At 63.0% G+C, this 18,783-nt stretch carries 29 protein-coding genes and 2 tRNA genes; 3 read left to right on the top strand and 28 right to left on the bottom strand.

All coding sequences use genetic code 11. The annotated features are described in order from the left end of the window. Positions 1-7 precede the first annotated feature (7 nt). The 14 genes from VGN72_01170 to VGN72_01235 form a co-directional block, all read right to left on the bottom strand. The gene (locus VGN72_01170; protein HEV7297946.1) at positions 8-223 is read right to left on the bottom strand and encodes a hypothetical protein; all 216 of its coding nucleotides are present in this window, start codon (positions 221-223) and stop codon (positions 8-10) included. Between the two features lie 19 nt (positions 224-242). Continuing rightward, the gene (locus tag VGN72_01175) at positions 243-737 is read right to left on the bottom strand and encodes a hypothetical protein (protein ID HEV7297947.1); all 495 of its coding nucleotides are present in this window, start codon (positions 735-737) and stop codon (positions 243-245) included. Continuing rightward, on the bottom strand, positions 724-981 hold the full coding sequence (locus tag VGN72_01180) for a hypothetical protein (GenBank protein ID HEV7297948.1): 258 nt from the start codon (positions 979-981) through the stop codon (positions 724-726). The genes VGN72_01175 and VGN72_01180 overlap by 14 nt, the downstream gene beginning before the upstream one ends. Beyond that, positions 978-1,268, bottom strand: coding sequence for a hypothetical protein (locus VGN72_01185; GenBank protein ID HEV7297949.1), 291 nt, complete (start codon positions 1,266-1,268; stop codon positions 978-980). Before VGN72_01185 ends, VGN72_01180 begins: the two co-directional genes overlap by 4 nt. Positions 1,269-1,483: 215 nt before the next feature. Continuing rightward, a complete protein-coding gene (locus VGN72_01190) occupies positions 1,484-1,741 on the bottom strand; it encodes a hypothetical protein (protein ID HEV7297950.1) in 258 nt (85 codons plus the stop codon). Positions 1,742-1,812: 71 nt separating this feature from the next. Beyond that, positions 1,813-2,037 carry a hypothetical protein gene (locus VGN72_01195; protein ID HEV7297951.1) on the bottom strand — a complete coding sequence of 75 codons (225 nt, stop codon included), beginning with the start codon at positions 2,035-2,037 and terminating at the stop codon, positions 1,813-1,815. Between the two features lie 41 nt (positions 2,038-2,078). Then, positions 2,079-2,270 carry a hypothetical protein gene (locus VGN72_01200; protein ID HEV7297952.1) on the bottom strand — a complete coding sequence of 64 codons (192 nt, stop codon included), beginning with the start codon at positions 2,268-2,270 and terminating at the stop codon, positions 2,079-2,081. Continuing rightward, positions 2,267-2,758, bottom strand: coding sequence for a hypothetical protein (locus VGN72_01205; protein ID HEV7297953.1), 492 nt, complete (start codon positions 2,756-2,758; stop codon positions 2,267-2,269). The genes VGN72_01200 and VGN72_01205 overlap by 4 nt, the downstream gene beginning before the upstream one ends. Before the next feature lie 604 nt (positions 2,759-3,362). Next, positions 3,363-3,584 (bottom strand): hypothetical protein, encoded by a 222-nt coding sequence (locus VGN72_01210; GenBank protein HEV7297954.1) that lies wholly within the window; start codon positions 3,582-3,584, stop codon positions 3,363-3,365. Beyond that, on the bottom strand, positions 3,581-3,859 hold the full coding sequence (locus tag VGN72_01215; protein HEV7297955.1) for a hypothetical protein: 279 nt from the start codon (positions 3,857-3,859) through the stop codon (positions 3,581-3,583). The genes VGN72_01210 and VGN72_01215 overlap by 4 nt, the downstream gene beginning before the upstream one ends. A 46-nt stretch (positions 3,860-3,905) precedes the next feature. Continuing rightward, the gene (locus VGN72_01220) at positions 3,906-4,217 is read right to left on the bottom strand and encodes a hypothetical protein (GenBank protein ID HEV7297956.1); all 312 of its coding nucleotides are present in this window, start codon (positions 4,215-4,217) and stop codon (positions 3,906-3,908) included. Between the two features lie 68 nt (positions 4,218-4,285). Continuing rightward, positions 4,286-4,666: a hypothetical protein gene (locus VGN72_01225; protein ID HEV7297957.1), complete on the bottom strand. Its 381-nt coding sequence runs from the start codon at positions 4,664-4,666 to the stop codon at positions 4,286-4,288. A gap of 269 nt (positions 4,667-4,935) precedes the next feature. Further along, complete coding sequence (locus tag VGN72_01230) at positions 4,936-5,124, bottom strand: hypothetical protein (GenBank protein ID HEV7297958.1); 189 nt, start codon at positions 5,122-5,124, stop codon at positions 4,936-4,938. A 64-nt stretch (positions 5,125-5,188) separates the two neighbouring features. Beyond that, positions 5,189-5,866, bottom strand: a complete 678-nt coding sequence (locus VGN72_01235; GenBank protein ID HEV7297959.1) for an HNH endonuclease signature motif containing protein — start codon at positions 5,864-5,866, stop codon at positions 5,189-5,191. Positions 5,867-5,926: 60 nt separating this feature from the next. On the opposite strand from VGN72_01235, the gene VGN72_01240 reads away from it, so the two are divergent. Beyond that, positions 5,927-6,166, top strand: a complete 240-nt coding sequence (locus VGN72_01240; protein HEV7297960.1) for a hypothetical protein — start codon at positions 5,927-5,929, stop codon at positions 6,164-6,166. Positions 6,167-6,186: 20 nt separating this feature from the next. On the opposite strand, the gene VGN72_01245 is transcribed toward VGN72_01240, so the two are convergent. From VGN72_01245 to VGN72_01295, 11 genes are all read right to left on the bottom strand, one after another. Further along, entirely contained in the window at positions 6,187-6,393 is a 207-nt protein-coding gene (locus tag VGN72_01245; protein ID HEV7297961.1) for a hypothetical protein, read from the bottom strand. A 40-nt stretch (positions 6,394-6,433) separates the two neighbouring features. After that, positions 6,434-6,823: a hypothetical protein gene (locus VGN72_01250; GenBank protein HEV7297962.1), complete on the bottom strand. Its 390-nt coding sequence runs from the start codon at positions 6,821-6,823 to the stop codon at positions 6,434-6,436. 80 nt (positions 6,824-6,903) lie between these two features. Beyond that, entirely contained in the window at positions 6,904-7,353 is a 450-nt protein-coding gene (locus tag VGN72_01255; protein HEV7297963.1) for a RusA family crossover junction endodeoxyribonuclease, read from the bottom strand. Beyond that, positions 7,354-7,836, bottom strand: a complete 483-nt coding sequence (locus VGN72_01260; GenBank protein ID HEV7297964.1) for a hypothetical protein — start codon at positions 7,834-7,836, stop codon at positions 7,354-7,356. 64 nt (positions 7,837-7,900) lie between these two features. After that, entirely contained in the window at positions 7,901-8,797 is an 897-nt protein-coding gene (locus VGN72_01265) for a hypothetical protein (GenBank protein ID HEV7297965.1), read from the bottom strand. Beyond that, positions 8,790-9,272 (bottom strand): hypothetical protein, encoded by a 483-nt coding sequence (locus tag VGN72_01270; GenBank protein ID HEV7297966.1) that lies wholly within the window; start codon positions 9,270-9,272, stop codon positions 8,790-8,792. The genes VGN72_01265 and VGN72_01270 overlap by 8 nt, the downstream gene beginning before the upstream one ends. Positions 9,273-9,306: 34 nt before the next feature. After that, positions 9,307-9,573: a hypothetical protein gene (locus tag VGN72_01275; GenBank protein ID HEV7297967.1), complete on the bottom strand. Its 267-nt coding sequence runs from the start codon at positions 9,571-9,573 to the stop codon at positions 9,307-9,309. Then, positions 9,570-9,725 carry a hypothetical protein gene (locus VGN72_01280; protein ID HEV7297968.1) on the bottom strand — a complete coding sequence of 52 codons (156 nt, stop codon included), beginning with the start codon at positions 9,723-9,725 and terminating at the stop codon, positions 9,570-9,572. Before VGN72_01280 ends, VGN72_01275 begins: the two co-directional genes overlap by 4 nt. 27 nt (positions 9,726-9,752) lie before the next feature. After that, positions 9,753-10,022 carry a hypothetical protein gene (locus VGN72_01285; GenBank protein ID HEV7297969.1) on the bottom strand — a complete coding sequence of 90 codons (270 nt, stop codon included), beginning with the start codon at positions 10,020-10,022 and terminating at the stop codon, positions 9,753-9,755. Positions 10,023-10,081: 59 nt separating this feature from the next. Next, positions 10,082-10,516 (bottom strand): helix-turn-helix transcriptional regulator, encoded by a 435-nt coding sequence (locus VGN72_01290; GenBank protein ID HEV7297970.1) that lies wholly within the window; start codon positions 10,514-10,516, stop codon positions 10,082-10,084. Positions 10,517-10,683: 167 nt separating this feature from the next. Then, positions 10,684-10,758: transfer RNA gene (locus VGN72_01295), tRNA-Ile, on the bottom strand. Positions 10,759-10,887: 129 nt separating this feature from the next. Between VGN72_01295 and pgm the strand changes: the two genes are divergently transcribed. Then, positions 10,888-12,531 carry a phosphoglucomutase (alpha-D-glucose-1,6-bisphosphate-dependent) gene (gene pgm, locus VGN72_01300; protein HEV7297971.1) on the top strand — a complete coding sequence of 548 codons (1,644 nt, stop codon included), beginning with the start codon at positions 10,888-10,890 and terminating at the stop codon, positions 12,529-12,531. 123 nt (positions 12,532-12,654) lie between these two features. Here the strand turns inward: pgm and VGN72_01305 are convergent, their stop codons facing one another. Continuing rightward, on the bottom strand, positions 12,655-13,563 hold the full coding sequence (locus tag VGN72_01305; GenBank protein HEV7297972.1) for a TIM barrel protein: 909 nt from the start codon (positions 13,561-13,563) through the stop codon (positions 12,655-12,657). A 120-nt stretch (positions 13,564-13,683) separates the two neighbouring features. Between VGN72_01305 and VGN72_01310 the strand changes: the two genes are divergently transcribed. Continuing rightward, a tRNA-Tyr gene (locus tag VGN72_01310) sits at positions 13,684-13,766 on the top strand. 204 nt (positions 13,767-13,970) lie between these two features. On the opposite strand, the gene VGN72_01315 is transcribed toward VGN72_01310, so the two are convergent. Both VGN72_01315 and VGN72_01320 read right to left on the bottom strand, forming a co-directional pair. After that, complete coding sequence (locus VGN72_01315; GenBank protein ID HEV7297973.1) at positions 13,971-15,065, bottom strand: alpha/beta hydrolase; 1,095 nt, start codon at positions 15,063-15,065, stop codon at positions 13,971-13,973. Between the two features lie 493 nt (positions 15,066-15,558). After that, positions 15,559-18,768: an efflux RND transporter permease subunit gene (locus VGN72_01320; GenBank protein HEV7297974.1), complete on the bottom strand. Its 3,210-nt coding sequence runs from the start codon at positions 18,766-18,768 to the stop codon at positions 15,559-15,561. Positions 18,769-18,783: the final 15 nt, after the last annotated feature.

The raw sequence follows: 18,783 nt of genomic DNA on the forward strand, positions 1-18,783 counted from the left end.
GGGCGAACTACTCCGAGTTGTCCTGATCCATCACGTCGTCAATCTGTTCTCTCGCCAAGCTTTCGACGCCTTGGCGGGTGGCACCGTGGAACTCGCCACCGACGCTGACGTTTGCGACCCACCAGTTCGGGTCGTTCTGCCATAGGAGGTACTCGACACCGCGATAGTCGAACACTTCCGGCTCGGTCGGGTACACGTCGCTCTTGTTCTCATTCGCGGGCATCGGTGCCTCTGTTGGGTTGTTAGGGGATGTTCCCATTTTCAACCTCGCGTTCGTAGTAGGCGACGGTGTCGGCGTCGGGTTCGTGGCCGTCGGGTAGTCGCGGGGGCTTCGGCGCGTGGCTGGCAATGATCGACGCAATGCGGTCCCGGCTCTGTACCGGCGTTCTCGCCTTGCCCTTCCACGCCGCGTCGTACGCTGCGGAGATGCGGTCGCCCACAATCTCGTCTGCCGCCTCTACGGCCCACGCGGGCACGTCGTTAGGGTTGCTCGCCTCTTTCTTAGTCGCTCTTTGCAACCGCAGGTATTCATCGAACACGTTGCCGCCGTCCGGATCCGCGTGGAACTTGGCGAGGTTGTTGTCGTACGCGCCGCCCCTCTGCCCCGTGACGGCATCGCGGAACGTCCAGTGATTCGAGATGCAGCCGTTGTCGCCCTTGTATGATCCGCTCACGATGAACACGCGACGGCCGTCGTGGATCCAGAAATCGCCGATGCGGGGACTAGGGTTGCTCATGGTTCGCTCCGGGTTGGACGGTCTGGAACATCTCTTCGCATCCGCACCGACGACACCTGCGTCCCACGCGGTCACAGGTGGCGGTGTAGCCGATCTTGATCCAGTGCTCGTCATGGTTGATCGTGCTGCGCCGTTCGACCACGCGATAGTTATCGACCAGGCTAGTCCAACGGTGGCCGAACCAACGGCACCAGCGGTTGCCCACCTCCACGCCCGCCGGGTTGTCAGGGGTCGCGTTGCTCATCGGGGGGACTCCGTAGGGGTGGCAAGGTCGTGGGCAACAAGGGCGGCGGTGATGACAGAGTACGGGACGCGACCGATCATTTGCGAAGCGTGGTCATAACGCTCACGCGCATGATCGTTATCAATCACCCGCTGCACGTTTCCCCTTGTGGCGGCATCTTTAGCGGCTTGCTCTGCCTCGGTGGCTGCGTCATCCCAATGCGTCTTGATGGCACGTATAACAAGGGCAGCAAACCGTTCCTGTTCGCGCCTCGGCATCGCCCGGTACCTTTCGATCAGGTCTCGCATCACGTTCCTTTCGTGGGTCGCTTCGCACGCGGGGCGGGGAGCGAGTCACTGCGCCTCACGGGGCGCGACCGGCTAACGCCGTTAAGGATCAGGTCCATCCAGCCCCGCGTCTATGCTGCCACCCGCTCGCGTTCTCTCTGGCGGGCCACCTGTTTTGCCGTCGTCTGCTTTGCCATCGTCTTCGTCCTTCCTCTCCGGGGTCTGGCCGGGCGGGGTTAGCCTTGGGGCTTGGCGAGTGCCGACAGCATTTCAGGGCTTGGCACCATCACTTCGTCCGGCGTGCCGTGGTACTCCCCGGCGGTCCACCTGCGCGGGTTCATTGGTGGCCCATCACAGATTTGGCGGGCCTCTGCCAACCCGTATCGCCCGGCGTCGCGGACCTGCTGCGTGTAGCCCTTCCATTCCGGCCGCCACCACGCGTTATGTTCATTCGACCAGACCAGCCATGGGCCGTCGTTTGGGTTTACCGGCATTGCGTTCGTGTCCTCTGCCATCCTCGTTCCTCTCTCTGTCGCCCCGCCTGCTACGGCGGGGCGGTTGGGGGTCACCTAAAAAATCCAATGACCTTCACGTACCGGGACTCGATGTCGTCAATGCGGCTGATACACCACCGCAACTGCTGTGCATCCCCTTCGTTCATCTTGTCCCGCGTGCGCCGTGCCATCGCCTCCGCGTCATCCTCGCACTTCTGCCACACCTCTTCGGTGCAAGTCACGTCGGGTAGTTTGATGTGGCCGACGAACGCGATGCGGCTATCTGTCTGTCCCATCTCTCTCCTACTCCTCTCCCCGCGTCCGGGGGTGCCGGGGGTTAGCGGGGCTTGTTGGCGGCGATCAGCGACCGCGTGTGACGACAGCGGGGACAACGCAGCACCACACCCGCGTCTGCGTCGCCGCCGAAACATTGGGCCGCACTCCACTCCATCATTTCCCCGCCGCATGGGCAGCGGTGGATGCGGATAACTTCGATCGTCTCCGCCGCTTCGTTCGCGTCCTTCTTCATGGTTGCTCTGTAGGGGTAATGGCTGATCCCGGCAATGGCGAATAGGCCAGCTTCGTTGCCCGCTTCGCCCTGATCTTTTCCACCTTCGTCCAGATGCGAGCCAACTCGACCTCGCCACATTCGTGCATGTCCACGTCGTGCGCGAGACAGAGCGCCGCGAGCGTCACCATCACGCCGCCAACCTCCTGCCGCAGTTCGCCGATGGGTCGCCCGTAAACGTAATCCACCAGCAACAGCACTTCCTCGCGCGTCACACCACCGGCCTGTACCAGTTCCAACGCCTCTTCGATGAACCGATGGCCACGCTCCTGGCGGTTGCTGGATATCTCTGCGCCAAAGCAGGCGAGCATCCACGGCCAGACGCGAGGCTGTAGCGCCTCCCCATCAATCCTCCCCGCCAGCCACCGTTGCTCGGCGTCGGACAGGTGGCGCTTGTTGGCCGAAAAGTCGGCGGCGATACGCTCGCCGGGGGTCGGGGTGTGTGGCATGGTCGGGGGCTCCGTGCTTGGGCGCAGTTCAAATCGCGGAACGAATTTCTGCCCACCGTTCCGCATCTGTCAAAGATTCCCACCGGTCAAAGCGTGCGTTATGTAAGTCAAGTTCGTACTGTCGCGACTCAAGGCATTCGGGGCAGTACCCTTCACGCAGTTCCGGCGTCGGCTCGCCACATCCAGGGCAATCGAAATCGCATCGTGTCGTCGTCTCTGCCATCATCGTCTCCCTTGGTCATCGCCCGCGCGTGGGGGCGGGTGGGGCGATCGCTGCGCGCCCTTCGTTGGTGATTCGGTACTCGCCCCATTGCGTACAACCACGTGCGTCGCGAGGATGATTGATTAGGCCACGATCCTGCATCCGCGAGATGAAGTTCAAGGGCAACTTGGCTTCGTAGTCGGGGCTAAGAATCCACCAGCCGTCATCCATCCTGCCGACGCGCGCACGATCAGACGATTGCAGTACGCCCAGCACTGACTTCTCTCGCCTCGTCAGCCTCATCTCCATCTCCCTTCACGTCCCACCCCCACCGACGCCCGCCACGCAGCGGGGCAAAGTTAAACCGCCATCCGACGTTCTCCATCGAAAGGCGGGGCACGGTCACTTGCTGCCATCCAGAGCTGTTACCTGCGTGGCGTTTTTCACCTCCGCATAGCCCACCAATTCGTAAACGCCAACCTTCAGTGTTTCCCCGTTCTCCACTAGGCATTCGGGGCATTCGTCGGTACGCAGGAACTGGTCACTCGTGCCCTCTTCGTGCCAGTGACCGTAAATCTTCTGCGGCAATTTATTGGTCTGCCGCGACTTCTTGGACTTCTTCATTGCTGCTCCTTTTGAGTGATTGCCGGGATGATGGTGACGATCGTTTCTTCGGCCTTGTCCACGTTCATCGCGCGTAACGTCACGAAGCCTTCCGGCGTCAGCTTTGGTTGTATCTCCGAGATCATCTCCATGTGTTCGTCAAGCTGCCTCTGGACCTCCTCTAACCTCCTTTCCGTCTTGATAAGCCTGTCGACCAGCGCGATGACGAAATCGTCGGCCTTCAAAGCCTCGCCTCTCGCGCCCGTTGTTTTTGTGACCAGTTTTCTACGCATCATTTTTCTTCCTCTCTCGCACTCGTCCCAACGCCCCACGACCGGTGACCTAGCGGCCTTCCGCCTTGGCGTCGTCATCGAAGAACACGCTTGACGGGTAGAACTCTCGGTAAGCGTTTTCCGGCACCGGGCGAAAGCGAGTCGATGTAGCCTGCATTCTTCCGCCGGCGTTGTGCCCCGTCAGCACGCGGCCAACGATCAGGCATACGAGTGATGTGTCGGCTGCCCCGTTAGGGGTCAGGTGGAACGCCTCAACGCGGACCCGTCGCCCGTCTTCGTCCAAGACTTCATCGCCGACACCAATGCCGATTAGGCATGTGCTACTTGCGATCCTCGTTTTGCCATCGGCCATCTCGCTCATCCCATCCACCTTCCTCAGTTAATGCCCCAACGGCGGGGCGTGCGGTCAATGCAGGGGGATCGCGGGTGCTAACGAACCTGCCACGTCCGCAACACGACAGACCCAGCCAGCTGCTCGACACCGACGATTGCAGTTGTTGCCGCCTCATCGTGATTCGACACCCAGACCGCCGTATCGCGCCACATCGTGTACTCGCCGCCCTTGTAACCATCGAACACGCCACCGTCCGCTGCTCGCAGCACGGCGAGCAGTTCGCCCACAGTGACGATTTCGCGGCCGGGCTTGAGTTCACTGGTGTAGCCGATGGCCAGTTCGGAGTAGATGCCGCGCCAGCTGTGGACGCCATCGGGGCGGAAGTACGCGAAGTCAAAGTAGACACTATCGGTGCCATCCTCGCCCGCCAGCGCATCGATCAACTCGCCAAGGTTCATTTGCTTCATGCTGTCCATGTTCCATCCTCTCTGGCCCATCCCACGCCGCCGACGCGGGCTACTTCAATGCAGGGGTGGGAGTCGAACCCACACCGACTTGTGCGTGACGGGCGTCTATAGCCACCCCTTCACGAACCCGCTCTGCCGATTGAGCTACCGCTGCACACGACTTACGGCAGTCGTCGCCATCAATCCCGATCCACTCACAACAGCACTGTGGCTTCACAGGATTCCACGGGCCTTCCGGCCCATCCCACCCGCCGACGCGTCTGGCCAGTGGGCGGGGGTTAATCCTCGTCGTCGTAGTACGTCGGCTCATCCGGTTCACAGCCGCATTCGATGCCGTACTCGTCGCTGAAGGTCTTCCCGCACATCACGCATTTATCGAGCATGCTTTCGCCGGTCCGAATGCAGTCCCCACTGCCACGGCACAGGTCGTCAATGCACGGCTTGCAGTCCTTGGGGCATATTTGCATCCGCTCATCCTCGCTTTCCTTTTAAAGCCCGACGCCCGACCGGTGGGCCAAAAATAGCAGCGTGTTAGTGCAGAATTCGCAGCGTGTTTAGCGCAGTTCGGGCGCTCCGGATCATGGTGTACGTGACATCTGCCAGAGGCGCATTATCGTCCTCGCCATCTTTGGGTGGCGCAAACCGTTGCTCGCAAGCCGAAATCAGGGCGTCGATACAATCCATCGATAACGCCTTGTTCTCATCCCCGGTCCTCCGCGTGCAACCCTGATGAATTTTCCAAACCGTGTAAGTTGTGACGCAATACTTGGCGGCAATCGCCGAGACGGAACCGCCGTTGAGCATTTCCTTTCGAATTAAACCCACGGTCTCTTGGTCAAACTTCGTTCGCCGGTCCTGCCTGTGCCAACTAGTGCCATGCATTTCTCGGTGCAGTTGGTTTTCTGAAGGTGTCACCCATCTCAGGTTTTGCAAACGGTTGTCGCCTGGGCAACCGTTGAGATGCGCTACCTGCATATCTGGTCCGGCGTCCCCGAGAAACGTCAATGCCACAAGACGATGAACCACGTAGTTCTTGGGGCAAGCAAGTCCCTTTTGGACCGTGATGCGAGCGTACCCCTTTCTAGTTGTCCAGCTGCGCAGAACCCGATGGCTTTTTGCATCGCGAACCCGGCCCCCATCAGAAACCTCGTAGCAGGGCACCACCACACAGGTCTTCCATTGCTCTCGCGTAATCTGCAATGTTTCCATACGCCTAATATACGCCAATTATCGTTTGCGTCAAGGGGATAATTGGCGTATTGTTTACGCATGGATACGATCAACCGCATGGGACGACGGAAGCTGAATCGCGAGAAGGCCAACCTCACGCTGCCAAAGGAACTGAAGCGCAAGGCGGGCGAGTTGGCCGACGCTACGGGCAAAGACCTGTCTCGCATCGTGGAAGACCTATTGCAGCCGTACGTCGATAAGCATTGGACGCCCGACATGCACAAAGACGAAGACGCCAAAACCCCGAAGCCCTCCCCCGCCCCCCGCAAGCCCCGGTGAAGGGGCGTCAACGGGGGCGGTCATGACTTGGGAAGGTACTGTTTGAGTTCTTCCTTCAGCACTTGGCCGACTTTGTGACTGACCACCGCGGCGTCGAACCGATCAAAGTTCAGTTCGGGGTTCTTCACTAACTCGACCAGCGCTTCGAGGATGGCCGACTCGCCGCCTGAGTCCCACCGGAAGATGTAGTGATGCTCGCCCTTCACTAATGCCGCGTCGCGTGCCATCACCCACCATCCTTCCCGCCCGCGTGGGGCGTGCTGACCGTCACCGTGCGAACCCGTAGAACAGCGGATCGCCATAATGGTTGTTGCGCTTGGCCGAGAGCATCGGGCGGATTGGAAATTCGTCATCCTTCGGGACCGGCAAGGGCGCCAACAGGCGCAGCGTCTCCGCACCCCGCCTCATGCGGTCGACCGCCTCTCGATGCTTGGCCTCGCGCACGCGCTGCTCCCACCGCAACCGCCGTGGCGACTTCCGCCGCTCGAATCGTGGGAGCCATGGCGCAACGACGACGGTGAGGCCGGATAGGTCCCACGGCGCGACACTCTCGCGCGGGGATGGCGGTGGCAATCGCTTCAGCCGCTTCAGCCGCTCCAGCGCGTCGGCGGTCATGTAGCAGACGTTGCCGCGAACCTCGATGTCCACACGCTCCATGCGTAACTGATCGGCGCGACGGCATTGCTCCGCAGACCGTCGTGCGTCACCCGTAAGGATTGGCCTAAAACCGTGCTTCATCACTCGCTCGCTTTCCCGCCCGTAGGCGTGCTGACCGTTATCTCCACCCGTGGTCGATCCTTATCCTCGAACCGCCGCGCGTGAATCACCGACACCTGCGCGTCGTCGTCCCACGCCACGCCCTTCAATGAATCGAGCGTGCTCTTTAGCGCGTTGTCCAAATCCCCGGCGCGGCGCGGGCGGTACACGTCGATGCTCACTGTCACGTCCTGCCCCTTGGGGATGGGACGCAGGCCCGCCGCTCGTGCCATTGCTGCCGCCTGCGCCTTGAACTGGCGACCGTCTGCCGTCAATACGCGACGGCCCCGCACGGTGGCGTACAGGTTGTTTGTCGATGGCGGGTACGGCAGGACCACCGGACCCACCGGGCATCGCGGGGCCGCTGGCGTCACGTCCCGGCCCATGCGGGCCATGTGGGCGCGGTAGTCGGCGCTGGTGATGTTGCCCATTTAGGTGCCTGCCTTCCGGTAGTGGGCCTTGAGGGCGGCGCGGGCGATAGCAGTCGATTCCAGCGCGTGCCACGCCTCTACGCGGTCGCCGTTACTCCAATCGAACTTGGCGACCCATGTGTTCGTGTAGGGGTTCAGGTGGATCGCAAAGGAAGTCATGCCGCCCGCATGCGGGTTGCGCACGGTCGCGACAGTGTGCTTTGCAGCCTCCCACGCCGCCGCGATGCTGGTGGCGAACCGGGGCACCTTCGGCGTTCCATCCATCGCCATTGATACGCCCTCCGTTCCCGCAATGCGTTCGTGCGGTATCGTTACCGACCCATCGGAGTCGTAGGTCCAGTTTCGGCGCAGCACCTCCGGCGTCGGATAGTTCGGCGGAGCCAGACATTTCCACGCGTCATTCCAGACCCAGCCGAACACGTGCGCGGCTACGGCTACACTGAGTTCGTCATTCGTCAGCTTGTCGATTTCCTCATCCGTCATAACGTCTCCTCCCGTCCGTCCCCCTTGTCCAACCTCGTTACGCTCACCCCGGCGGATGGGGGCGTCAGGCGGCGGTCTTAGCCAGTGACGGTCCGTTAAGGATCAACACGTCAGCCGCCTCGTCGTTCGCCTGATCTCGCCCGCCCAATTCCAGCCAGGTCCATCGGCTCTGTGGGTACAGTTCCCGAATCAGCGGGTGGTCGCCGTAACGCACGACGACGCGCGATTGCTTAAATTGCGAAAGCCGTTCGACGATGCGCGCGTGGAACTTCCGGTCGTCCACCGCGTGCGTGTAGACCTTGCCCGCTTTCGGCCACGGCGGGTCGAGGTAGACGCCCAGCCGCGGGCTATCGTGCTGTCTGGCGAGGAAGTCGAAGGCGTCCTGCGTCGTGAACTCGCACCGTCGCAGCACGTTTCGCCATTGCGGGATCGACGCCACCCAATTCTGAAACCGCTGCGCTGATCCGCCACCGTTGGGGCTGTATCGAATGGGCAGCGCGCCGGTGAACTCGCTCCGCGTGCCGCTCTTGCCGCCACGGTTCATCCATGTGGCCACGGCGTAATCTTCGGCCCACTTCAGGCACGGGCCATCATCGTTTGCTGGCGGGGCTTCGTTGCCGCCAAACAGCATCGCGCCGGGCTCGCTCGCTCGCTCCATCGACTTGCACCCGACCTGCGCGGCATCCAGTTCGTCCTGCGTGAAAGCCTTGCGACGCAGCGCGCGGTACAACTGCGGCCCCAGCGTGCGATCGGCCATCACCCGCGCGAGGTTGATGACGTGCCGGTGCAGGTCGTTCACGAGGATCTTCGCCGCGCCGATGTGGGGCAGTTCGCTCATGCCACCGGCGAACGGGACGGCGACCAGCGCGCAGCCCGCCAATTCCTGCCCCACGCGGTGCGCCAGCATCCGATTGCCGCCAAACCAATTAGCGACGGCCGTTACCTTCATCTCGTTACTCATCCCCCACCTCCCGGCTCGCCCCGGCGGCGGGGTGGGACGCAGTTTCGGTGGTGCCGACTTTGCGCCACTTGCCGTCTTCCATCGCCACCCATCGCGGATCAGCAGCGCACGACAGCACGAGATCAGCAGCAACTGCCGCGACACCGGTGAGGTCAAAGCTCTCGTTGATCGCTTTCCGCACAGCGCGTTGCCACGCCCACAGTTCCGCCAGTTCCTTCACCAGGACGGGGGCACGGTTGCGGATGTAGACCAGCCCGTCGATGTTGGCTTGGTCCTCAGCCGACCATTTCTCTGGCTTGATGTCCGTAACACCGTCGCCGGGGATGATTCGCAGGAATCCGTGGATGCGGTTGGTGCCGATACAGCCGCACTTCCGACAGCCGCACCGCTGCCAGTCGCCGCCATCGTCTTTGCCAGAGGTGGGCGTCATCCGCGCCAGCACGTCCGCGTCTCGTTTCAGGTCGTCGTCGTTCATCGCGTTCCTCGTTGGGGGTGAAGGGGGCGGAAGGTCAGGCCGCTGGATCGCACACCGCGCACTTGTGGCCCGCGGCGATCATCTTCCGCAGGCACTTCTCCAATTGGTCTGCCGGGAATCCGGTCATCAGGTGCTCGCCGTCGTCATCCTTCCGGGTGACGGGGACGCAGCCGATCACCCGCACGGCAACGCCCGCGTCGTCGCCGTAGAGCTGGATGAAGTCGCCCACCCGGAAGAAATGAACGAACTCCGGGTGAGCGGCCTTCAACTTCTCGTGCTGTTTTTGGGCTGGCGACTTCACGCTGCCACCGCTTCGGCCCTCGGAGCTTCTTTGGGGTTGCCGGTCAGGTCGATCTCGTGCGACCGCAACGCCTGATAGGCACTGGTCGGATTCATCGACACGCCCGAACGCCGCATCCGCCGCGCCACGCTGGCGACCGTATCGAGGTTCAAGTCGATCTCGCCCTTGTGCTTATTGACCTAGCCCAAGGCGCGGTCCCACTTACGGCCGTTATGAGAGGTGGCGGTCGGGACGCGAGTGGCCCCCTTGTACTCCCGGCTGAAGTAGAATTGGCACGCCTCACGAGCCACGCGGCCAAGCGAGATGCCTTCCGGGTTGATGCCCGCCTCGGCAAGCCGCCTCTTCAGCGAGGGGATGCTCAGGGCCAATCCGTAATACTCGCGGTCGTGGAACTTTAGATGTTCCTTGATCCGCACGATGCTCGCCTCGCGTTCTGCTTTCTTGGACATAACTGACTCCCGTAAAAGTTCGTTTTCATTCGTCCCCCTCGCCGCTGGGCAGCGCCGGGCTAGGCGGCGTCGACCGTCACCAGAGACGCCGCCGCTCCCCTCTGCCCGACCGGTCGTTCCCGCCGTTCTTGGGAGGGAGGGGCGGCCAGGTCCGCGGGCGACACGCCCAGATATGCGCACGCCCGCGCCAACAGGTCCGGGGCCGGCTCGTACCGACCATTCTCCCAGCTTGAGACCGCGTCCCTCGATTGGCCGACGACGGCGCCCAACTCCCGCTGCGTCACCCGGCGAACCTCGCGGGCGGCCTTCAGCCGCTTACCCAGATTCGCCCGCTGCGGAATGACCAGCTGCGGCGCCGGCTTACGTTCGTGAGCGCGTCGGCGGTCGCGCCGGGCCACCCGTTCGGCCTGCCGGACCATCGCGTTGATCCGCGCCGCGTGCTCGGCCGACAGGTTGACGCCCGTACGCTCGGGGATTCCGTCGTCGTATCGCATGGGGTGGCTCCGGGTGGGGGAGGTCGGGACGTGGGATCGCACACCCGTCCGCACTCCCTGTTTGGTGTGCGTTCGGTGCTTATTGGTGCGTTTTGCTTGTTTGGCTAGGTGGGGCGGGAAAACAAAAAACCCCTCAAAACCTAATGGTTTTTGAGGGGTTTTCCAAATGGGCCCGAATGGATTCGAACCATCGACCTCGTCCTTATCAGGGACGCGCTCTAAACCAACTGAGCTACGAGCCCGCCGATTTGGGAGGGACGATTGTATTTGCATCGGCCCGTCTGTCAACGCCTCTGCACGGGGCACTTCTGTGGTTGGAAGGCCGGCAGGCGGTCGGTATGGTGTCGGGGCACTAACTGGAGCAAACTTTTATGGCCAAAAGCCCCCTGGCCGGCAAACCGGCGCCGAAGGAACTGCTGATTGACGTCGCCAAGCTGATCCGTCAGTACTACGAACAGACGCCCGACGTCGGCAACCCGCAGCAACTGGTCAGCTTCGGCACGAGCGGTCACCGTGGCACGTCGGCGGACGGGACGTTCACCGAAGCGCATATCCTCGCGATCACGCAAGCGATCTGCGAGTACCGCGCGAGCCAGGGCATCACCGGGCCGTTGTTCATGGGCATGGACACCCACGCCCTGTCCGACGCCGCCCAGCGCACCGCGGTCGAAGTACTGGCGGCAAACGATGTCGAGACTTACGTGCAGGCCGACAACGGCTACACGCCGACGCCCGTCATCTCGCACGCGATCCTGACCTACAACAAAGGTCGCGCGAGTGGCTTGGCCGACGGCATCGTCATCACGCCGTCGCACAACCCACCGACCGACGGCGGCTTCAAGTACAACCCGACCAACGGTGGCCCGGCCGACACGGACGTGACGTCGTGGATTCAGGATCGCGCAAATGCCCTGTTGCGCGAGAAGAACGTTCCGGTGCGCCGCATGCCGTACGACTACGCGATGAAGCGTGCCGGCACGCACGCGCACGACTACGTCACGCCGTACGTGAACGATCTGGCCAACGTGATCGACATGGCCGCCATCAAGGGCGCGAACCTGAAACTAGGCGCCGACCCGCTAGGCGGCGCGTCGGTCGGCTACTGGGGCCCGATCGCTGAGAAATACGGCCTGAATCTGACAGTGGTAAACAAGTCCGTCGACCCGACGTTCGCATTCATGTCGGTCGACCACGATGGCAAGATTCGCATGGATTGCAGCAGCCCGTACGCGATGGCGTCGCTGGTTCGGCTGAAGGACGACTACGCCGTCGCATTCGGCAATGATCCCGACAGCGACCGCCATGGCATCGTCACGCCGTCGGTTGGGCTGCTCAACCCGAACCATTACCTCGCCGTCGCGATCAACTATCTGTTGCAGAACCGCCCGAACTGGCCGAAGACGGCAGCGGTCGGCAAGACGCTGGTCAGCAGCAACATGATCGACCACGTCGTGAAAAGCCTTGGCCGCCCGCTGAGCGAGGTGCCCGTGGGCTTCAAGTGGTTCGCGGATGGATTGTTCAAGTCAACATACTGCTTCGGTGGTGAAGAGAGCGCGGGGGCCAGCTTCCTGCGGCTGGATGGCACCGTATGGTCGACCGACAAAGACGGCATCATCCTCAACCTGCTAGCCGCCGAAATCACCGCGCGCACCGGCAAAGACCCCGGCCAACACTATCAGGAACTGGCCAAGAAGTTCGGCACGCCGTTCTACACGCGCATTGATGCCCCTGCATCACCGCAGCAGAAGGCAGCCTTTAAGAAGCTGACACCAGAGGCTGTCACCGACAGCACGCTCGCCGGCGACGCGATCACCGCGAAGCTGACGAAAGCACCCGGCAACGGCGCGTCCATCGGCGGCCTGAAGGTCACCACCGACCACGGTTGGTTCGCCGCCCGACCGTCGGGCACGGAGAACATCTACAAAATCTACGCGGAAAGTTTCAAGGGCGAAGGGCACTTGAAACAGATCGTCGACGAGGCGCAAACGATCGTGACGAAGGCGCTCGGCGGCTAATCAATTCGTCTGCCAAACTCAGCGTGCCACTGGCGGCTTGCCCGCCCCTGTCTTCGTTCATTTGGAAAAGAAAAACACGCGCGGTTAAGCCGCCGGTGGCACGCATCGCAACTGTCTGCCGATCTAAAGCCCCTTCGTTCTCAAATACGCCAGCCCGGCAGATGCCCCCGCCAGCCGGTCCGTCAGTTCAAGCGGATCGACCGTCAACACGCCGCCGTACCCCGCGGCCTCGAGGTTGGCGAGCAGCTCGTCCCACTTCGTGTCGCCACGTCCGATCGGCAACGGCTTCGTCCGTCGATCCGAACCCACCGCGGCGTCACGCGCCCGCACATGGCGGATGAGCGGAGCGATCTGCGAGAACACTTCATCGGCCGACCATGCGTCGCGCAGCAACGCCACCGGATCAAGATCGATCGCGAACCACGGGCACCGCGGCCCCTGCACCGCGCGTAGCAGCGCCGCAAACGACGACAGCTCTGACCGAAACGCCAGCGTCACACCCGCCTGATCGCACCGTTGCGCGAGCGCCGCCATGGCCGTGTCCACCGACGCCTGATGCGCCAACTCCGCGGGCGTTGCCTCGGCCGGTTGGGGTGGGGGCGCTTCGACGGTCGGTGGCAGGATCAGCAGCCCCGCCAGATCCGGATTCACCTTCGGCCGTGGTGCCACCTTCGCCGGTGGCTCGGGTAACGGCCCAACTTCGACACAAACCAGCGGCGCCCGCAGCCCCGCCGCCGCGGCCATCACCTTGGACATCTGCCACAGCAACCGGTCGACATCCACCCCCGGCCGCAACCCATGCTGGCCCACGTCGTACCGCAACCCCACCAACTGCTGCCCCTGCGACGACAGGATGTGCGAGAACTCGCGCAGTCCCGATTGTGATAAATCTGTGGCGTCAAACGCTTTTGAGACGGCGTCGAACTGCAGCCCACCAAATCCCGCCTCCCGCGCCATCCGCGCCGCCGTCCGTACGTCCGCGCTCAGCGCCGCCGCGACAACTGAAATTCGCTTGCTCGGTTCGATGACCATCCCCTGATTGTACGCTGCCACTCACCGCGATAAGAATCCCCCAGCCACCTCCACCTTGCGTAGCACGTCCGCCATCTTGCAAACCCGCGCACGGTCCCTATACTTCACCACCCCAAAGCCGGGCGTGTTCCGGAGCGGCCAAACGGGTCAGATTGTAAATCTGATGGCTTACGCCTTCGTGGGTTCGAATCCCTCCGCGCCCACTAACCTCAAGAACCTCCGCAATTTGCGGAGGTTCTTGTGTTTGCCGACCCCGCGTTATTCGTCCTAAGCGGGTGCTGAATAAGGCGTAAGGCTTAAAAGTGGCGCGAATGGTGCGCTGTTCAACGCGTGGTACGCCCTAATTCGCACCCTATTTCGTTAGGGGACGGTTCGATCCGGATGCGGGCTGTTACTTCCGGTTTGGCTTACCGGTTGAACGCCGTGTTCAAGCGTTCGGCCGCGAACTTTTGAGCGGCTTTGGCCTCGTCGATGACAGCGCCCATACCGAAGAACTCGTGCGTCACGCCATTGAAGTTGCGGTTGGTAATCTCCACGCCGGCGGCCCTCAGCTTCTCGGCGTACTGTTGTCCGTCGCTCATCAAGGGGTCGATTTCGGCCGTGATAACGGTGGCCGGTGGCAACCCGCTCAGTTCGCCTTGGCTGGCTTTCAGGGGCGACACGTACTTGTTCTGCGCATCGCTCGCGTTGGCAGCAAGGTAGTGCTTGAAGAACCACTGCATCATCGCCTTGTTCAGCGGCTTGGCCTCGGCGTTGGCTTGATACGACGGGGTACTGAAATCGTTGTTCGTGATTGGGTAGACCAGCAGTTGGTGGACGGGCATTGCGCCGCCGCGATCCTTGGCTATCAGGCAGGCGACGGTCGCGAGGTTGCCACCCGCGCTCTCGCCGCCAATGGCGATGCGCTTGGGGTCACCGTTGATCTCGCTGGCGTTCTTGCTCGCCCACTGCAACACGCCGTACACGTCTTCGGGGGCGGCAGGGAATTTGTTTTCGGGCGCTTGCCGGTAATCGACGGAGACGACCACGCAGTCGGCCATCTTGGCTAGCGCGCGGCACGACGCGTCGTAGGTGTCGAGCGTGGCAATCACCCAGCCACCGCCATGCGCATAGACGAGCACCGGCAGCGGACCCTGCCGTTGGGTCTTGGGCGTGTAGACGCGGACGGGCACGTTGCGGCCGTCGGCCGTGGTGACGTTGCGGTTGTTCACGCTGGCCATCGGCTCCGGCGACGTGTCCATGCCCCGTTCCTGCATCAACTGCTTGACCGCCTGCGTCGGGGTCGGCTGCTGGCGGGCCTGTTGCGGGCTGAGGTTTTCGACCGGCTTGGGGTTGAGTTCCTTCAACTCGTCCAGCACGGCCGTCATCTGCGGGTTCGCCTTGCTCAGCGCCGCCTGCGTGCCCGACTTCATCGGCTTCTCCGCGTCGTTCGCACATCCGACCATGAGGGCTGCCGCAGTGCTGATCGAGGCGACGATGACGAGGTTTCTTCCGAAGCGCATTTGTTGACTCCGCTATATTGCGTCGATCCCGCTGCTGCGCACGTGGAAGCAACTCGCCGACAATTCGCCCGAATGCAACAACTGTGCCTTGGCGGGAGATCAGGTGCCACGGGTCGGCGTACTCGAAGACCTGCGAATTCTCATGAGGCGATCGACGACAAAGGTCTCGGCGTCCGGCGACCCGTGGCACCCACCTCAACGGGGCCCACGTCTTCACCATGATCCGAACGACCTGATTGCGGAAACTAAAGCATCTCACTTCACTCGTAGCGGGCGCAGGACTCGTTGTCATGCCGAATGTAGCGCTAGCGACCTGACCCATCTCGACAGGGCGAGCACGGATGCTCGGACCGATCCCTCAGGTCGCTACCGCTCCCGTCGGGATGACAGTGCCGCGGCCCGCAACGAAGTGAAAGTGCTACATATAGGCGGCGAAAAGCGGAAGGCAGACTTGGATCGAAACGATTTCTCGCCTCCGATCGTAACCGACGCATCAGGCCATGCCCGCGGGCTCGCGGTGGGGGGCGGGCAGGGGAACGACATCAGCGTCGGTCGCATTAGCCTTACGACGGGATTTGACCCACGCGCCAGCATCATCCAGCAGCGAGTACACCACCGGTGTCACCAACAGTGTCAGCAAAAGCGACATTGTCTGCCCACCAATAACCACCACCGCTACGGCGCGGCGTTCTTCTGCGCCGGGGCCCGTGCCGAGCCACAGGGGCAGCATGCCGCCGACGAGGGCGAGCGTCGTCATCAGGATGGGGCGCAGGCGGTCGCGGTTGCCCTGAATGATGGCATCGAACCGGTTGTAGCCTTCGTGCCGCAGGTGGTTCATGTGGTCGATCTGGAGGATCGAGTTCTTCTTCACCACGCCGAACAGCACGAGGATGCCGAGCGCCGAATACAGGTTCAGCGTGTTGCCGGTCAGCCAGAGCGCAAAGAGCGCGAACGGGATCGACAGCGGCAGCGCCAGCAGGATGGTGACCGGGTGCACCAGGCTCTCGTAATTGCTAGCCAGAATCATGTACATGAAGACGACCGACAGGCTGAACGCGATCAGGAACTCGACGAACGTGCGTTCCAACTCGCGGCCACGGCCACCGATGCTGGTGGTGTAGGCGGGGCCCATGTTCAGCTTGTCGGCGGCGGCCTGAATGGCGACCAGGCGGTCGGCCAGCGCGTAACCCGGCGCGACGCCGCCGCGCACGTTGGCGGCGCGTTGGCGGTCGTAGCGATCGATTCGGCTGGGGGCGGTGCCCGGTTCCAGCTCGGCTAAGTTGCGCAGTTCGGTCGTGCCGCCACCGCGCCGGGGCAGCAGCAGGGTGGGGAGGTCCTCGGGGTTCTGCCGGTATTCCTCTTCGAGCCGCAGTTGGACGTCGTAGTCCTCGTTCGTCTGCGGGTCGAGGAAGCGCGTGATCTCGGTGTCGCCGCCCACCAGCAGGCGCAGCGCGGTGCCGACGTCGGCGCCGGTCACTCCCAGGTCGGCGGCGCGGTCGCGGTCGATGTTCACGCGGACCTCAGGCTTGGTCAGCTTCAGCGTGGTATCGATGCCCTGAAGGCCCAGTTCGTCCTGCTGGTCACGCAGGGCCTCGGTGTACTCCGAGAGCTTTTCGAGTTCGGGCCCGCGAATGATGAAGTCGACCTCGAAGTTGCCACCACCGATGTTGAACGACGCGAAGTTGCGCACGCTGGCCCGCAGGTCCGGGTACTTGCGGCGCAGCGTGCCCCCGATCTCGCGCATGACGTCCGATTGCTTGTAATTATTCTTGAACGCGTTCAGCGGGTTGCCGTTCAGCGTCTCGCGCCACAGGCGCGAGAACGACAGGTAGCGTTCATCGTGCGGCGCGATGCCGACGTAGACGTCGCCACCGTTGGTGCTGCCGAGGAAGCCACCCCCCGCGGTGGCCAGCACGGTGCGCACGCCGCGTACGTTGCGGATGTCCTCCTCGATCGACAGCATGGCGTCGTTCATCGCGGCGAAGCTGGTGCCCTCAGGGGCGCTGATGCGCACCTGGAACTCGGCCTCATCGACGTCGGTGGGTGTGTACTCCTGCTGCACCAGACCGTAGATCGGAATCGCCGACGCGATGACGAGCAGCGCGACACCGGTGGTGATGAATCGGTGCCGCATCACCAGGCGCAGCAGGTATTCGTAGCCGCGGTCGATGTGCCGGTAAAAGCCACCGCGGCTGTCGGCGCCGTGGCCGTCACCACCGGCGTCGCTCCTCTTCAGCAGGCGCGCCGACATCATCGGCGTCAGCGTAAAGCTGACGAGCAGGCTCACCAGCACCGCGACTGCCGCCGTGATGCCGAACTGGTAAAGGAAGCGCCCGCTGATGCTCGACATGAACGAAACGGGGATGAAGATGACGACTAGGCTCAGCGTAGTCGCCAGCACGGCCAGCGCGATCTCGCCGGTGCCTTGGCGCGCGGCCTCGAAGGGGGTCATCTTCTTTTCTTCGATGAAGCGGAAGATGTTTTCCAGCACGACGATCGCGTCGTCGATCACGATGCCGACCATCAGCACCAGCGCGAGCATCGTGACGCTGTTGAGCGTGAAGTCCAGCGCCCACATCATGCCGAAGGTGCTGATGACCGATGCCGGGATCGCGATGCCCGCGATGAGCGTGGCGCGGAGGTTGCGCATGAACGCGTAGACCACCAGGCAGGCCAGGAACGAGCCGAGCACGAGGTGGATGTTGATCTCGTGCAACGCGGTGTTGATGTAGCGCGACTGGTCGCGAATGATCAACATCTCGACACCCGCCGGCAGCTGCGGGCGAATGCGATCGAGGTTGGCCTTGGCGGCATCGATCGTCTCGATCGTGTTGGCGCCGCTTTGGCGCAGCAGCTCCAAAGTCACGGACGGCCGACCGTTCAGCCGGGCGACCTCGCGTTGCTCCTTGGTGCCATCCTCGGCCCGGCCGACGTCCTTCACCTTGATCGGCGTGCCGTTGACGGTCGCGATCACGATTTCGTTGAACAGGCGGGGATCGCGGATGCGGCCCATCGGGCGCAGCGCCGACTCGCGCTGCTCGTTGGTGACGTTGCCGGCCGGCACGTCGATGTTGTTGGCGACGACGGCGTCGCGGACGGCGGTGATGGGCAGGCCCAGCGCCGCCAGGCGGTCGGCATCCACCCAGACGTTGATCGCGCGCTCGAGGTCGCCGACGATGCGGATCTCGCCCACGCCCTTGCCGCGCTCCATCTGGACCTTCACGACCTTATCGGCCAGTTCGGTCAGCTCGCGCACGCTGCGGTCGCCGGAGAGCGCGACTGTGAGGATCGGTTCACCCTCGTTGTTGTTCTTCGTAACGATCGGTGGGTCGACATCCTCCGGCAGCCGGCGGATGGCGGTCGCGACCTTGTCGCGCACGTCCTGGGCGGCCACGTCGATGTCGCGGTCGAGGTTGAAGGTGGCGATGATGTAGCTGCTGCCCGACCCGCTGATGCTGCGGAGCTCGTCAATGCCCTCGACGGTGTTCACGACCTCTTCCAGCACCTGCGAAACCTGGGATTCGATCTCTTCGGGGCTTGCGCCCGGCAGGCTGGTGCGGACCGAGACGGTGGGGAGGTCGACCGAGGGCAGGCGGTCGACACCGAGGTTCGTGTAGGCCGCGGCGCCGACGACGACGAGCGCGAGGATAATCATCGCCGCGAAGATCGGGCGGCGGATACAAATGTCGGCCAGGGTACGCATCAAGTCTCCATCGGG

It is taken from the genome of Tepidisphaeraceae bacterium, assembly GCA_035998445.1.
Taxonomy (GTDB): Bacteria; Planctomycetota; Phycisphaerae; order Tepidisphaerales; family Tepidisphaeraceae; genus DASYHQ01.

Coding starts and splice junctions, on each gene's coding strand:
- VGN72_01170 (HEV7297946.1), bottom strand. CDS start 223: ATGCCCGCGAATGAGAACAAGAGCGACGTGTACCCGACCGAGCCGGAA.
- VGN72_01175 (HEV7297947.1), bottom strand. CDS start 737: ATGAGCAACCCTAGTCCCCGCATCGGCGATTTCTGGATCCACGACGGC.
- VGN72_01180 (HEV7297948.1), bottom strand. CDS start 981: ATGAGCAACGCGACCCCTGACAACCCGGCGGGCGTGGAGGTGGGCAAC.
- VGN72_01185 (HEV7297949.1), bottom strand. CDS start 1,268: ATGCGAGACCTGATCGAAAGGTACCGGGCGATGCCGAGGCGCGAACAG.
- VGN72_01190 (HEV7297950.1), bottom strand. CDS start 1,741: ATGCCGGTAAACCCAAACGACGGCCCATGGCTGGTCTGGTCGAATGAA.
- VGN72_01195 (HEV7297951.1), bottom strand. CDS start 2,037: ATGGGACAGACAGATAGCCGCATCGCGTTCGTCGGCCACATCAAACTA.
- VGN72_01200 (HEV7297952.1), bottom strand. CDS start 2,270: ATGAAGAAGGACGCGAACGAAGCGGCGGAGACGATCGAAGTTATCCGC.
- VGN72_01205 (HEV7297953.1), bottom strand. CDS start 2,758: ATGCCACACACCCCGACCCCCGGCGAGCGTATCGCCGCCGACTTTTCG.
- VGN72_01210 (HEV7297954.1), bottom strand. CDS start 3,584: ATGAAGAAGTCCAAGAAGTCGCGGCAGACCAATAAATTGCCGCAGAAG.
- VGN72_01215 (HEV7297955.1), bottom strand. CDS start 3,859: ATGATGCGTAGAAAACTGGTCACAAAAACAACGGGCGCGAGAGGCGAG.
- VGN72_01220 (HEV7297956.1), bottom strand. CDS start 4,217: ATGAGCGAGATGGCCGATGGCAAAACGAGGATCGCAAGTAGCACATGC.
- VGN72_01225 (HEV7297957.1), bottom strand. CDS start 4,666: ATGGACAGCATGAAGCAAATGAACCTTGGCGAGTTGATCGATGCGCTG.
- VGN72_01230 (HEV7297958.1), bottom strand. CDS start 5,124: ATGCAAATATGCCCCAAGGACTGCAAGCCGTGCATTGACGACCTGTGC.
- VGN72_01235 (HEV7297959.1), bottom strand. CDS start 5,866: ATGGAAACATTGCAGATTACGCGAGAGCAATGGAAGACCTGTGTGGTG.
- VGN72_01240 (HEV7297960.1), top strand. CDS start 5,927: ATGGATACGATCAACCGCATGGGACGACGGAAGCTGAATCGCGAGAAG.
- VGN72_01245 (HEV7297961.1), bottom strand. CDS start 6,393: ATGGCACGCGACGCGGCATTAGTGAAGGGCGAGCATCACTACATCTTC.
- VGN72_01250 (HEV7297962.1), bottom strand. CDS start 6,823: ATGGAGCGTGTGGACATCGAGGTTCGCGGCAACGTCTGCTACATGACC.
- VGN72_01255 (HEV7297963.1), bottom strand. CDS start 7,353: ATGGGCAACATCACCAGCGCCGACTACCGCGCCCACATGGCCCGCATG.
- VGN72_01260 (HEV7297964.1), bottom strand. CDS start 7,836: ATGACGGATGAGGAAATCGACAAGCTGACGAATGACGAACTCAGTGTA.
- VGN72_01265 (HEV7297965.1), bottom strand. CDS start 8,797: ATGAGTAACGAGATGAAGGTAACGGCCGTCGCTAATTGGTTTGGCGGC.
- VGN72_01270 (HEV7297966.1), bottom strand. CDS start 9,272: ATGAACGACGACGACCTGAAACGAGACGCGGACGTGCTGGCGCGGATG.
- VGN72_01285 (HEV7297969.1), bottom strand. CDS start 10,022: ATGTCCAAGAAAGCAGAACGCGAGGCGAGCATCGTGCGGATCAAGGAA.
- VGN72_01290 (HEV7297970.1), bottom strand. CDS start 10,516: ATGCGATACGACGACGGAATCCCCGAGCGTACGGGCGTCAACCTGTCG.
- pgm (HEV7297971.1), top strand. CDS start 10,888: ATGGCCAAAAGCCCCCTGGCCGGCAAACCGGCGCCGAAGGAACTGCTG.
- VGN72_01305 (HEV7297972.1), bottom strand. CDS start 13,563: ATGGTCATCGAACCGAGCAAGCGAATTTCAGTTGTCGCGGCGGCGCTG.
- VGN72_01315 (HEV7297973.1), bottom strand. CDS start 15,065: ATGCGCTTCGGAAGAAACCTCGTCATCGTCGCCTCGATCAGCACTGCG.
- VGN72_01320 (HEV7297974.1), bottom strand. CDS start 18,768: ATGCGTACCCTGGCCGACATTTGTATCCGCCGCCCGATCTTCGCGGCG.